This is a genomic window from Ectopseudomonas alcaliphila (genome assembly GCF_900101755.1).
In the GTDB taxonomy this organism is placed as follows: domain Bacteria; phylum Pseudomonadota; class Gammaproteobacteria; order Pseudomonadales; family Pseudomonadaceae; genus Aquipseudomonas; species Aquipseudomonas alcaliphila.
In genome coordinates this window covers 28,715-41,059 of sequence record NZ_FNAE01000003.1, presented here as the reverse complement: position 1 = coordinate 41,059, position 12,345 = coordinate 28,715, and the positions used below count along the sequence as shown (strand labels likewise).

Here is a 12,345-nt window from a genome sequence, read left to right as displayed (position 1 = left end):
CCTTACCAGTAGATCACCAGCGTCGAGCCGCCATCACCGCTGGCAGGCAGCGCCAGCGAAGTCGCCTGTGCATTCAGGGTCGATGGCAAGGCGCGCCCGTTGGCGTCCTGCACCTGATAGGCGGCATGCTCACAATCACGCGCGGACAGGTGCACGGCAGCGGCATCGCCTCGAACAGCGACCTCGCAACGCTTGAGAATGGTCAGGCTGATCTGCAATTGCCCGCTGATCTGCTCAGCAAGAGAAAGGTTGGCAGTGGCGCACAGCGCGGTGGCCACGAACAAGGCAAGAAATCGATGAAACGGCATGATGACGGTCTACGGTAAGGATGGCCTGCTGGGATAAAGGTCAAAATCCATCCGTAGAACTGGTCGCAACATCACGATGTGGACCATGGGCAGGAGAATAAGGTGATATCACATTGAAATCACCCTGATTCCGACGAACGTGGTTCAGGCCAGGGGTTGCGCGACGAAGCGCTTGGCCGGCGCCACGATCTGCTCCTGCGCGGCGACCAGTGGCAGGTCGCGCGCGCCGTCTGCGGTCTGCTCGACCAACGCGTAGAGCGTTGCGGTGGCCAGCTCCAGAGCCTGCGGCAACGCCTGCCCGGCCAGCAAGCGACCCAGCAACGTGGCCGAGAACACATCGCCCATGCCGTTGGGTAGCGGATGCAGTGCCAGGCGTGGGGTGGTCACCAGCCAGGCGCCCTCGCCGTTCACTGCCAGCGTGCCCAATTCGCTGTCGGGGATATCCGGCGTCGCCAGGCTGGTGACGATGACCACGTCCGGGCCACGACCGCGCAACTGCCGGGCAACCTTCACCGCCTCCTGCAGATTGGCCGGCTTCGAGCCGGTGAGCAGTTCGAACTCGAACTGATTGGGCGTGATGATATTGGCGAACGGAATCGCCTGATCACGGAGGAAATCGGGAATCGCCGGGTTGACGAACACGCCACGCCCGACGTCGCCCATCACCGGGTCACACAGGTAACGCACTGACGGGTTGTGCTGACGAATTTCGCCCACCGCCTCGAGAATCACCCGCCCCGTATCGGCATCGCCCAGATACCCGGACAGCACCGCCGACAGCCTCGGCAGCACACCGCGCTCACGCAACCCCAGCAGCACCTCGCCGACATGCTCGGCACCGAACACCTGCCCGCGAAACTGGCCGTAACCGGTGTGGTTGGAGAACTGCACGGTGTGAATCGGCAGCACCTCGAAGCCCAACCGTTGCAGCGGAAACACCGCAGCAGCATTGCCGACATGGCCCCAGGCGACATGCGACTGAATGGACAGAACGAGGGGCGGTAGCGTGGCGCTCATGACAATCTCTGCTGGTTGCATACGACGAGGTGCAGATTATTCGCCAAGCTGCCTGGGCGTACCACTACCTGGTCATCCCAAATACCAGGATCGACCATGACTTGAGCGAGCTGTGACTGGCAGGCTCATGCATAGGCTTGGACGAACAGCTCTACAGCCGCAGCCAGACGAGGCCCGCTCACTGCCATCAGGTTGCTGCAATCGATGCTGCCAACCGCCAGCAAGAGAAACTGGGTGGCAGCTTGCCCGTGGTCCGAGCATCGGGCCGACTGGGAAAGGGCCTTCTCCAGGTAGTTCTGATAGGGAAGGTAGCGCTGCCGCCAGCGCTTTTGCGGTATCCGATTGGAGCGCAGCGCTATGTGGGTGAGTGCATGCGAAGCTGGCTGTTCACTCTGTTGCAACAGTTCACGTGCGACCCGTTCCAGACAAGCGCGCAGCCCACCCCTCGCCTGGCACGGCAGCTTCGGCTCCGGCAGTTCCTCCAGCCAGTAGTCGATCACAGCTCGGTAGAGTTGCTCCTTGTCATCGAAGTGCGCATAGAGGGTGGCCTTGGTCACGCCCGCGGAATCGGCGATGGCCTGCATGTTTGCTTGGTTGAAGTCCAATGCCGTGAACACATCGCTCGCCGCCCACAGCATCTCGCGTCGGCGCTTGTCACGGCGCCTGTCCTTCTGCGCGGGCCAGCTCATGCTAGGCCCTCCAGCGCCGGAACAGCAGGCTGGCATTGACGCCGCCGAAACCAAAGCCATTCGACAGTGCGTAGTGCAGTGGCATGTGTCGGGAATGCTGAGCGACCAGGTCGAGACCATCAGCGGCCTCATCGGGGTTGATGAGGTTCAAGGTGGGCGGAACGACCTGATCACGCAGAGCCAGCACGGTGAAGATCGCTTCGACTCCGCCTGCAGCGCCGAGCAGGTGCCCCGTACTGGACTTGGTCGAGGTGATCGCCACCCCCGATCCACTGCCGAACACCGCGTGGATGGCGGCCAGCTCGCCCCGGTCACCCACCGGCGTGGAGGTCGCATGGGCGTTGATATGCTGCACCTCGCTCGCCTCGATACCGGCCTGGCGCAACGCCTGCTGCATGGCACGGCGTGCACCATCGCCATTCTCCGGGCCGGCGGTGAGGTGATAGGCATCGGCGCTGGTGCCGTAGCCGACCAGCTCCGCCAGCGGCTGAGCGCCGCGCGCCAACGCATGCTCCAGCGATTCGATCACCAACAGGCCTGCACCCTCGGCCATGACGAAACCGTCTCGGTCACGGTCGAACGGGCGCGACGCTTCACCAGGGCGGTCATTGAACCCACTGGACAGCGCACGCGCGGCGGCGAAGCTGCCGAGCGTGACCCGATGGATCGCAGCTTCGGTGCCGCCGCACAGGGCGATGTCCGCCTCGCCACTGCGGATCAGTCGAGCAGCATCGCCAATGGCTTGCGCACCGGCCGCACAGGCGGTCACCGGCGCCCCGAGCGGCCCTCCGAAACCGTGGCGGATGGACACCTGCCCAGCCGCCATGTTGGCCAGGAACGACGGCGCGGTGAAGGGCGAAAGGCGTCGCGGGCCCCGTTCATCCGTGGTGCGAACCGCCTCGGCAATGGCGCCGAAGCCGCCGACACCAGAGGCGATGATGGTCGCGGTGCGCTGCCGCTGAGCTTCATCCGTCGGCTGCCAGCGCGCCTGTGCCAGGGCCTCCTCGGCGGCGACCAGCGCGAACTCGATGAAGCGATCCATCTTCTTGCGCTCTTTGGCGGCGATGATGCGCTCCGGGTCGAAACCGGCATGCGGGTCGTCCTCCACATCGGGGACTCGCCCTCCGACCGCACAGCCGGTGCCTTCGGCCAGCTCGGCGGGCAACGCCCTGATGCCCGATTGCCCGGCCAGCAGGCGCGCCCAGACCGTCTCGCTGCCGCAGCCCAGCGGGCTGACCACTCCTACGCCAGTGATCACGATCCTTACAGGGTGTTCTTTAGGGGTTGCCATATCTCGATCCTGCAACGCTGATAAGGGGATAACCAAGGCGCTTCAGCCGATACCGAAGGTCTTGCGCAGGCCTGAATCGACCGGGCCCGCCGGCATGAAGCGACGCAGCTTGCTCAACAGCGAGGCCTCCCCCTTGGGCGTATGGCGCATTCTCCAGGCACCCAGGGCGGCCTCGACGATGGTCGCGGCGACACCCTCGGGCGCCGGCGCCTTGCGCACGTTCATCTGTATGGCCTGGGACACGGTCGCCCGCTCGCTGTCGTAAGCCGCAATCCTCAGGGCCGCCTGAGGCGCATTGAGGTCCAGGTTGGTCTTGGTGAAGGAAGGCTCGACCAGCGCAACGCGAACGCCGAACTTGCGCACCTCGTGATCCAGGGTCTCGGACAGCCCTTCCAGCGCATGCTTGGATGCCGAATACAGCCCCATGTACGGCGCCGGGAGGAAACCCAGCACCGAGCTGACGTTGACGATGCGCCCGGCACCCTGCCTGCGCATGTGCGGTAGCGCCGCCTGGGTGACGCGCAAGGTGCCGAAGACATTGGTGTCGAACAGCGCCTGAGCCTCGGCGATGGAGGTTTCCTCTGTCGCCCCCAGCAGGGTCATGCCGGCACTGTTGACCAGTACATCGATACGGCCGGCCTCGGCGATGACGTGCTCGACACCCTGGTGGATCGAGGCTTCGTCGCAGATATCCATGCGAATCAGCTCCACACCATTGATGGGGCGCGAGGTAGCCGATGTGCGCACGCTGCCGAACACCCGGCAGCCGCGTTTGACGAATAGCTCTGCAGCAGCGCGACCGATGCCCGATGACACGCCCGTGATGAGGACAACAGTGGGGTTCGACATAGCAGTTCCTCTGGAGAAATGAGATGTGTGGCTCATGCAGGCTGCGCCTCCATGACCCGGCTAGCGTTGACGGGTTTGATGCCAAACCAGATGGCGTACATGGCCGGCAGGAACACCAGGGTCAGCACGGTTCCCGCCAGGGTGCCGCCGATCAGGGTGTAGGCGAGCGTTCCCCAGAACACCGAATGGGTCAGCGGGATGAACGCCAGGATCGCTGCCAATGCGGTGAGGATCACCGGCCGGGCGCGCTGCACCGTGGCCTCGACCACGGCGCGAAATGGATCGAGACCGGCCTGTTCGTTGTGGTGGATTTGCCCGATCAGGATCAGCGTGTTGCGCATGAGGATGCCGGACAGTGCGATCAGCCCGACCAGCGCATTGATGCCGAACGGCTGCTGGAACAGGATCAGCGTCGGCACCACACCGATCAGCCCCAGCGGGCTGGTCAGGAAGACCATGATCATTGCCGAGATCGAACGCACCTGCAGGATGATGATGATCAGCGTGACGGCCAGCATGATCGGGAACAGCGGCAACATGGCGACCATGGCCTTGCCCGACTCCTCGATGGAGCCCGCCTGCTCGATGCGATAACCGCTCGGTAGCTTCTCCATGACCGCTTGCAACTGCTGGGTGATGGCCGTCGACACGTCCGGCGGTTGCAGACCTTCGGCGATATCGCCACGCACGGTGATAGTCGGCATCCGGTCGCGCCAACGCATGATCGGCTCTTCCATGCGCACCTCCACGGTGCCGACCTGCGACAACGGTATGCGCTGGCCATCGGCACCGGCCAGGGTGAAGTCCATGACGCGGGTCGGATCGAAGCGAATATCGCCGGCCGCCCGCGCCATCACCTGCACCGTGCGGATGTCTTCGCGCACGGCGGTGATCGGTACGCCGCTGAGCAGGAACTGCAACTGCTGGGCAACGGCGCTGGAAGTGAGCCCCACTGCCTGCAGACGATCCTGCTGCAGGTTGAAGTGCAGTGCCGGCACGCGGGTGCCCCAGTCGCTGTTGACCGTGCGCATCAGCGGGCTGGCATCCAGCACCTGCTGAACCTCGGCGGCGATTTCACGCAGCGTGTCCGGGTTCGGTCCGGTGACGCGATAAGCAACCGGGTACGGCGAATACGGACCGAACACCAGCTGGCTGACGCGCACCTGCGCCTCGCTGGCCAGCCCCTCGGCAATCACCTGGCGCAGCCGGTGCTTCAGTGCCTCGCGCTCTTCCTGGTTGTCGGTCCGCACGACGATCTTGGCAAACGAAGGATCGGGCAGCTCCGGCCCCATGGCCATGAAGAAGCGCGGCGCGCCCTGGCCGATGTAGGCGGTAACGATCTTCGCTTCTTCCTGCTGAGCCAGCCAGGCCTCGACTTTTTCAGCGGCGGCGCTGGTCTGGGTAATGGAGGTGCCGTAGGGCATCTGCACCTCGACCAGCACCTCGGGGCGGTCGGAGATGGGGAAGAACTGCTTCTTGACCAGGCCCATGCCGAGCACCGCCATGACGAACAGCCCGACCACCGAGCCGGCGACCAGCCACTTGTGGGCAATGACCCGGCCCAGTAGCTGGCGAAAACGGTTGTAGCGCGGGGTGTCGTAGATGGCGTCATGGCCGCCCTCGACCTTTTTGATTGCGGGCAGCAGCTTGACGCCGAAGTAAGGCGTGAAGACTACCGCGACCAGCCAGGAAGCGATCAACGCGATGCCGACGATCCAGAACATGTTGCTGGTGTATTCGCCGGCGGTGGAGCGGGCAAAACCGTTGGGCATGAAACCGACGGCGGTGACCAGGGTACCGGAGAGCATCGGCGCCGCCGTATGGCTCCAGGCATAGGCGGAGGCCTGCAGGCGGTCATAGCCCTCCTCCATCTTCACCACCATCATCTCGATGGCGATGATGGCGTCGTCCACCAGCAGGCCCAATGCCAGAATCAGCGAGCCCAGGGTGATGCGATCGAAGTTCTTGCCGGTCGCGGCCATCACCACGAAGACCATCGCCAGCGTCAGCGGCACCGCTACGGCGACCACGACACCGACGCGCCAGCCCATGCTGACGAAGCACACCAGCATGACCACCAGCAGCGCGACGAAAAACTTGACCATGAACTCGTCAACCGACGAGGCGATGTTGACGGCCTGGTCCGTGACCTTGCTCAGGCTCATGCCCAGCGGCAGCTCGGCGTTGATCGCACTCACTTCGCCGTTCAGCGCCTTGCCCAGGTCGAGCCCGTTCCAACCCTCGCGCATGACGATGCCGAGCAGCAGGGCCGGCTCGCCACCGTTGCGGATCAGGAAGGTGGCCGGGTCCTCATAACCGCGCTTGACCGTGGCGACATCCGACAGCTTCAGGGTTCGGCCCTGGGCGATCACCGGCGTGTCGCGAATCTTCTGCAGTTCATCGAAGGCGCCGTCCAGGCGCAGGAACACGTCCGGGCCACGGGTTTCCACTGAGCCGGCCGGGGTCAGCGCGTTCTGCCCGTTGAGTGCGGCGAACACCTCCTGCGGGCCGATGCCCAGGGTCGCCAGGCGCTCATGGGAGAACTCGACGAAGATGCGCTCGGCCTGCTCGCCAATGATGTTGACCTTCTTCACCCCCGGCACGTGCAGCAGCCGTTGGCGCAACGTCTCGGCGTCGCGCACCAGGTGGCGCTGCGGCTCGCCCTTGGCCTTGAGTGCGAACAGAGCGAAGGTGACGTCGGAATACTCGTCATTGACCAGCGGGCCGATTACCCCGGCGGGCAGCGTTTTCGCCTCGTCGCTGATCTTCTTGCGAGCCTGGTAGAACTCCTCCGGCACCTCAGAAGGCGGCGTGCTGTCGCGCAGCGACAAGGTGGTGAAGGCCAGGCCCGGTCGGGTGTAGGTCTCGCTACGGTCGTACCAGCGCAACTCCTGCAGGCGCTTCTCGATCTTCTCGGCGACCTGGTCCTGCATCTCCTGCGCGGTGGCGCCCGGCCAGGCGCTGACGATGGTCATGACCTTGACGGTAAAGGCCGGGTCTTCGGCCCGCCCCAGCTTGAAGAAGGCAATGAGCCCCGCCAGCGAGATCAGGCAGACCAGAAACAGAGTGACAGAGCGCTCGCGTACAGCAAGTGCTGACAGGTTGAAACGCCCTTCGCTCATGGCCGGTCTCCCTCGGCCGCCGCGACGGCGGCTTGGCCGGCCACCCGCACCTGCTGACCTTCGCGCAACAGATGCGCGCCGAGCGCGACGATCTGCTCGCCCTGTTCGAGCGGGCCGGTGATGCGTGCCTGCTCATCATCCAGATGCTGCACAGCAACCGGCTGCCAGGACACCTGGGCCGGCTCCCCACGAATGACCCACACCCCCGGCCCCTTGCCCGCATCGTGCAACGCAGCGAGCGGTACCTGCAGGGCGTTTGCCGCAAGAGCCTGCCCATTGGCGATCTGCAGCGTGATGGTGGTTCCCAGTGGCGCATTGGCCAGTTCACCTTCGAGCACATAGCGCGCCTCGAAGGTGCGCGTCAGGCGATCGGCAACGTCCGAGAGCTGCCGCAGACGAGTCGCAACGCTGATGTGGTCCTTGCCGAAGAGCGTGGCCTGGGCGGCGGATCCGACTGCGGGACGCAGAGTTTCCGGCAACTGCACGACGGCCTCCCTTGGCCCGGCATGCGCCAAACGCACCACGGGCTGGCCGGCACTGACGACCTGACCGGGCTCGACCAGCGTCTCCATGACGATGCCATCGGCATCGGCCAACAGCTCGGCATAGCGCGTCGCATTGCGAGCGACCTCGGCCTGGGCTTCGGCCGCGCTGAGCTGCGCTCGGGCCGTATCCGCCGCCGCCTTGTATTGATCGTAAGCGGATACCGAAACCGCGCCAGTGCCGCGCAAGGCGCGGTAGCGGGCCTCATCATCGATGGCTTGCTGCGCTCGCGCTCGCGCAGCAGTGACGGCTTCGCGCTGCGCATGGGCAGCGAGCTTTAGGTCGACGGGATCGAGGCGCAGCAGCACCTGACCACGCTTGACCGACTGACCGGTATCCACCAACCGCTCCAGCACCTTGCCCGAGACCCGAAAGCCCAGGTCACTCTGAACACGAGCCGCGACGATACCGGTGAAGGAGCGCGACCCAGTGACCGCCACCTGGACGGTGGCAACACGCACCAGCGGCGCTTCAGTGCGTGGATCGGAGGGTGCTTGATCGCCGCAGGCGACCAGCGCAAACGGCATCACGCCGATGAGGGTGGACAAAAGGAGGTTGCGCCGGCGCATGAGGAACCCGTTGCGAAGTCGTAGGGAGCCTCACTTTGATTCCAGTGACTAAATTAGTCAATAGTCACAAATCAGGGAGACAGGCTGCGCAGGATCAGACTGGACAACAGCGCCGGCGCTTCATCGGTGGTATCGAGCCCATGCTGCAGCAGTAACGGGTTGAAACAGGGGCGCATGATCAGTTGAATCGCACGAGTGGTTTCATCCAGCGGCGTCTTGCGCTCGAAGTCGCCGCTCTGCCGCCCCTGCTGCAGGATGTCGCTGATGGTTTGCTCGATGAAAGCCTCATAGACGAGGGTCGCCGGCCAACGCCCGGAGGCGGCGGAGGCAGCGATGTCATAGAGCTTGCGATCAAGGAAGAACAGCCGCAGGCATGACTCCACCAGGGCTTTGAGCATGCGCCGGAGCTTCTCCGGGGGGCTGTCGACCTCATCGACGGCGGCCCTCACATCGGCCTGTATCTGCTGCAGGCAGTTCGAGCAGATCATCTCGCCAATGGCCTGCTTGGACTCGAAGAACTTGTAGATATAGGCCTTGGAAAAGCCGATGGCCTTGGCCAGATCGGAAACCGTGGTCTTCTCGTAGCCATAGAGACGGAAGTGCTCGGTCGCCGCCGTCACGATCTGATCACGCACCTCGTGATCCACCGGACCACGCGCTGCAACTTTGGGAGAGGGAGTCTTGTTCATGGGGGCATAGCCTACAGAGCGCTTGGGTGATGGACAACAAGTGACCGAAATGTATTATGGTCACAAATCCACAGATTCTCTTTTGCCCTGGAAGAACACCCATGCCGTCAAAGCGCACCCTCGTTGTCATGATCAGCGCCGGCCTGATGGCAGGCTGCGCGGTCGGCCCTGACTACCAACGTCCCGAGCTTTCGCTGTCCGATCGCTTTCTGGGCCAAACCGCCGTCGATGGCCGCCCTGCCCTCGCCAACGCCGAGCTGATCCATTGGTGGACAGGCTTCGGCGACCCGCAACTGACTCGCTTCGTGACCCTGGCGCTGGAACAGAACCTGGATCTGGCCCAGGCCAGTGCGCGCATCGCCCAGGCCCGCGCCGGCCTGGGCACAGCCAACGCAGCGTTACTACCTTCCGGCTCCGCCAGCGGCCAGGCGGGCCGCGCCTATCAGTCGGTGGAGACACCGCTGGGACAGGTGCTGAACGCCACACCGGACTTCGATCGCTACGGCAACAGCTACGAAGCCAATCTCGCTGCCAGCTGGGAGCTGGATGTGTTTGGCGGCTTGCGCCATGGCCGCGAAGCGGCACTGGCCGAGTACCAGGCCTCGCAGGCTGGCGCCAGCGCCACCCGGCTCGCCGTCGCGGCGCAGGCCGCCGATATCTACATCACCATTCGCGGGCTGCAAACTCGCATCGCCGTGGCCCACCAGCAAGTGCGAACGCAAGAAGAGCTGCTGACAACCATCGAACGACTGCACGGCCAGGGGCTCGCCGCCGAGCTGCAGGTCCACCAGGCCAGCGGCGCACTCGCCCAGGTGCCGGTGCTGGAAACGGGGCTGGATGCAGCGATGAATGCCCTCGACGTGCTACTCGGCTCACAACCTGGCACGCATCGCACCGAGCTGAGCAAAACCGAGGCCATCCCGGCAGCTCCGCAGATTGCCGTGAGCGGCACGCCTGGCGACCTGCTGCGGCGCCGGCCCGATCTGATCGTCGCCGAGCGACGTCTGGCCGCCGCGAACGCCCGCATTGGCGCAGCCATCGCCGAGTACTACCCGAAATTCTCGCTGAGCGGGTTGATCGGCAGCGCCACATCGGTGTCCGACGGCAACCTGTTCAGCAGCGGCGCCAGCCAGATGAGCGGCGTGCTGGGCCTGCGCTGGCGCCTGTTCGACTTCGCCCGCATCGACGCCCAGATCGAACTTGCCAAGGGCCAGGAGGCCGAGCAACTGGCGGCCTATCGGCTCGCCGCGCTACGCGCTACCGAGGATGTGGAAAATGCCTTCTCGGCCTTGGTCAAGCGCGAGGAACAGGCCCATCTTCTGGGGTTGGGAGTGAACTCGCTCAGCCGCGCGCGGCAGGCTTCCTTCGCCTCTTATCAGCAAGGTGTTGTCAGCCTGATCGAAGTGCTGCAAGCCGACGAGAACCTGTTGCGCGCCTCCGACGCCAGGGCCCAGGCGCAGAGCGAATCGGCCCGTGCCGCCGTAGCAGCGTTCAAAGCACTGGGCGGCGGCTGGAGTACCCCTCAACCGCTTGCCAGTAAGTGGTAGGCATTATTCGACAGGAGGGCTGTATGCGGCTCTCAAGCAGCACCAGGTCTGGAGTCACTTGAGAAAGGATTCTGGAGGCAGTGTCAGGACTGCAAGCAAACCCGACTGCCTATGTAATGAGCTTAATCCGGCCAACCTGGCTCGCTCTGGGCAAGGCTGGGGTTGGCGTGGCATCGGGCCAGTGAGCGCGAACGCCCCTTGGCCCGATGTGTCCCTGCGTGGTGGACGCCTCAGAAAGCAGGATCGCCCGTAGCGAACGCCGCTCCCTTGATGTGGTAGACCGTCGGCTCTTCCGAGAAAAATTCCTCTAAACCTGCCATGAACGTCTGATGGTCATCACTCGCCTCGAAGCCCGGCGTGTGGTCCTCGAGTGACGCCCAGCGCACGATCAGGTTGAAGCGCTCGGGGCTTTCGATACCGGGCGCGAGCATGTGGCCGCCATACCCCTTGGCGCGCTGGAGCAAGTGAACCACTTCGGCAAATGCCTGTTTGAACTGTTCAGTTTGTTCTTTGTGGACGGGTAGCAGTGCGATTTCATAAATCATTGCGGTATTCCTCTAGAGCAAGTTCGGCAGTTGCATGCCCTTACGGGGCGAGCGAGGGCTCGACGGCAATTGCGACTTTTCCGCGAAGACCATTGTTGGGCGTCTCCAGCAGCGCATGGGCGAGCCCGATGTCAGCGAGTGAGTAGACCGCGCCAATGTGGGGACGCAGCTGGCCACGCTCGACCAATGCCTTCAGCTCATCGAGCTTGCCGCGGTTCTGGCGGGTGAAGACGAAGTGGTAACTGGCATTCTTGCCCCAGGCCTGAATGAGGTTCTGCGGCTTGCCGATGTCCACGATCGAAACCACACGGCCGAGCTGGGCGAGCGCATCGGGGCTACGGGTCAGGGTATCGCCGCCGATGGTGTCGAAGATCACATCGACGCCGTGGCCATCGGTTTCCCGCAGGACGGCGTCCACGTAATCCTCTTGTTCGTAGTCGATGACCACGTCAGCACCCAGACCCCGGGCGAACTCGAAGTTCGCTTCACGCACGGTGGTGAACACCCGGGCGCCAATGGCTTTTGCCACCTGGATCGCGACATGGCCCACGCCCCCCGCACCGCCGTGGATCAGAATGCTTTCCCCGACCCTGAGCGATACACGCCCGATCAGCGCTTCCCAGACCGTCCCGCCTACCAGCGTCAGGCTTGCCGCCTCGAGATGGCTCAGCGATGCCGGCTTCTTGCCGATGATGCTTTCGGAAGCAACGTGATACTCGGCATAGCTGCCATCGCCTTCGAAGATCTGCGTGGTGTACCAGACTTCGTCACCTGGCACGAAGCTCGTCACCCCCGGGCCGACGGCTTCGACGACGCCGGACACGTCATGCCCGGTAATGGCGGGGAGAGGCACGTAGTCGACGTAGTCGCCACGACGTACCTGGTAATCCAACGGGTTGATGGAGGTAGCGTGAACCCGCACCAACACTTGCCCTGCCTGCGGTACGGGTTTGGCCACTTCGCTCAGTTCGAACGCGTTCGGGCCGCCAAAGGATTTGAGTACTTGCGCTTTCATTGTAGAACCTCACTTCTAGAAAAAGGGATATAGGGAATTTTCGATATATTGGTGCATGAATTAACTATTTCGCGTTAGGCGTTAACAAGCCCTGTGCGCTCGCTTTCGGTTACCGCCAGTCGTTGACCCATTGGCGTGCGGTCGAAACCATCTGCAGCAAT

Annotated in this window: 11 protein-coding genes; 1 reads left to right on the top strand and 10 read right to left on the bottom strand. The window is 63.9% G+C overall.

Annotation, left to right across the window (positions count from 1 at the left end; translation table 11 throughout):
* Positions 1–2: 2 nt before the first annotated feature.
* From BLR77_RS11865 to BLR77_RS11830, 8 genes are all read right to left on the bottom strand, one after another.
* Positions 3–308: a hypothetical protein gene (locus tag BLR77_RS11865; RefSeq protein ID WP_074678011.1), complete on the bottom strand. Its 306-nt coding sequence runs from the start codon at positions 306–308 to the stop codon at positions 3–5.
* A gap of 144 nt (positions 309–452) precedes the next feature.
* A complete protein-coding gene (pdxY, locus tag BLR77_RS11860) occupies positions 453–1,325 on the bottom strand; it encodes a pyridoxal kinase PdxY (protein WP_074678010.1) in 873 nt (290 codons plus the stop codon).
* A gap of 125 nt (positions 1,326–1,450) precedes the next feature.
* Positions 1,451–2,014 carry a TetR/AcrR family transcriptional regulator gene (locus BLR77_RS11855; protein ID WP_074678009.1) on the bottom strand — a complete coding sequence of 188 codons (564 nt, stop codon included), beginning with the start codon at positions 2,012–2,014 and terminating at the stop codon, positions 1,451–1,453.
* Position 2,015: 1 nt separating this feature from the next.
* Positions 2,016–3,305 (bottom strand): beta-ketoacyl-ACP synthase II, encoded by a 1,290-nt coding sequence (fabF, locus tag BLR77_RS11850; RefSeq protein ID WP_074678008.1) that lies wholly within the window; start codon positions 3,303–3,305, stop codon positions 2,016–2,018.
* Positions 3,306–3,347: 42 nt separating this feature from the next.
* Positions 3,348–4,154 carry an oxidoreductase gene (locus BLR77_RS11845; RefSeq protein WP_074678007.1) on the bottom strand — a complete coding sequence of 269 codons (807 nt, stop codon included), beginning with the start codon at positions 4,152–4,154 and terminating at the stop codon, positions 3,348–3,350.
* Positions 4,155–4,186: 32 nt separating this feature from the next.
* Positions 4,187–7,276, bottom strand: a complete 3,090-nt coding sequence (locus tag BLR77_RS11840) for an efflux RND transporter permease subunit (protein WP_074678006.1) — start codon at positions 7,274–7,276, stop codon at positions 4,187–4,189.
* Positions 7,273–8,388, bottom strand: a complete 1,116-nt coding sequence (locus BLR77_RS11835) for an efflux RND transporter periplasmic adaptor subunit (protein WP_074678004.1) — start codon at positions 8,386–8,388, stop codon at positions 7,273–7,275. Before BLR77_RS11835 ends, BLR77_RS11840 begins: the two co-directional genes overlap by 4 nt.
* Before the next feature lie 71 nt (positions 8,389–8,459).
* Positions 8,460–9,077, bottom strand: coding sequence for a TetR/AcrR family transcriptional regulator (locus BLR77_RS11830; protein WP_074678002.1), 618 nt, complete (start codon positions 9,075–9,077; stop codon positions 8,460–8,462).
* A 101-nt stretch (positions 9,078–9,178) separates the two neighbouring features.
* Between BLR77_RS11830 and BLR77_RS11825 the strand changes: the two genes are divergently transcribed.
* Positions 9,179–10,624, top strand: coding sequence for an efflux transporter outer membrane subunit (locus tag BLR77_RS11825; RefSeq protein WP_074678000.1), 1,446 nt, complete (start codon positions 9,179–9,181; stop codon positions 10,622–10,624).
* 230 nt (positions 10,625–10,854) lie between these two features.
* On the opposite strand, the gene BLR77_RS11820 is transcribed toward BLR77_RS11825, so the two are convergent.
* Together BLR77_RS11820 and BLR77_RS11815 are read right to left on the bottom strand one after the other, a co-directional pair.
* Complete coding sequence (locus tag BLR77_RS11820) at positions 10,855–11,169, bottom strand: antibiotic biosynthesis monooxygenase family protein (RefSeq protein ID WP_074677998.1); 315 nt, start codon at positions 11,167–11,169, stop codon at positions 10,855–10,857.
* A gap of 40 nt (positions 11,170–11,209) precedes the next feature.
* Complete coding sequence (locus BLR77_RS11815; protein WP_074677996.1) at positions 11,210–12,184, bottom strand: zinc-dependent alcohol dehydrogenase family protein; 975 nt, start codon at positions 12,182–12,184, stop codon at positions 11,210–11,212.
* Between the last annotated feature and the right edge of the window lie 161 nt (positions 12,185–12,345).

What these genes read in the sequence shown, in the direction of transcription:
- BLR77_RS11815 (WP_074677996.1), bottom strand. Translation starts at nt 12,184, where the DNA reads ATGAAAGCGCAAGTACTCAAATCCTTTGGCGGCCCGAACGCGTTCGAA.
- BLR77_RS11855 (WP_074678009.1), bottom strand. Translation starts at nt 2,014, where the DNA reads ATGAGCTGGCCCGCGCAGAAGGACAGGCGCCGTGACAAGCGCCGACGC.
- BLR77_RS11840 (WP_074678006.1), bottom strand. Translation starts at nt 7,276, where the DNA reads ATGAGCGAAGGGCGTTTCAACCTGTCAGCACTTGCTGTACGCGAGCGC.
- BLR77_RS11835 (WP_074678004.1), bottom strand. Translation starts at nt 8,388, where the DNA reads ATGCGCCGGCGCAACCTCCTTTTGTCCACCCTCATCGGCGTGATGCCG.
- BLR77_RS11820 (WP_074677998.1), bottom strand. Translation starts at nt 11,169, where the DNA reads ATGATTTATGAAATCGCACTGCTACCCGTCCACAAAGAACAAACTGAA.
- BLR77_RS11825 (WP_074678000.1), top strand. Translation starts at nt 9,179, where the DNA reads ATGCCGTCAAAGCGCACCCTCGTTGTCATGATCAGCGCCGGCCTGATG.
- BLR77_RS11865 (WP_074678011.1), bottom strand. Translation starts at nt 308, where the DNA reads ATGCCGTTTCATCGATTTCTTGCCTTGTTCGTGGCCACCGCGCTGTGC.
- BLR77_RS11830 (WP_074678002.1), bottom strand. Translation starts at nt 9,077, where the DNA reads ATGAACAAGACTCCCTCTCCCAAAGTTGCAGCGCGTGGTCCGGTGGAT.
- pdxY (WP_074678010.1), bottom strand. Translation starts at nt 1,325, where the DNA reads ATGAGCGCCACGCTACCGCCCCTCGTTCTGTCCATTCAGTCGCATGTC.
- fabF (WP_074678008.1), bottom strand. Translation starts at nt 3,305, where the DNA reads ATGGCAACCCCTAAAGAACACCCTGTAAGGATCGTGATCACTGGCGTA.
- BLR77_RS11845 (WP_074678007.1), bottom strand. Translation starts at nt 4,154, where the DNA reads ATGTCGAACCCCACTGTTGTCCTCATCACGGGCGTGTCATCGGGCATC.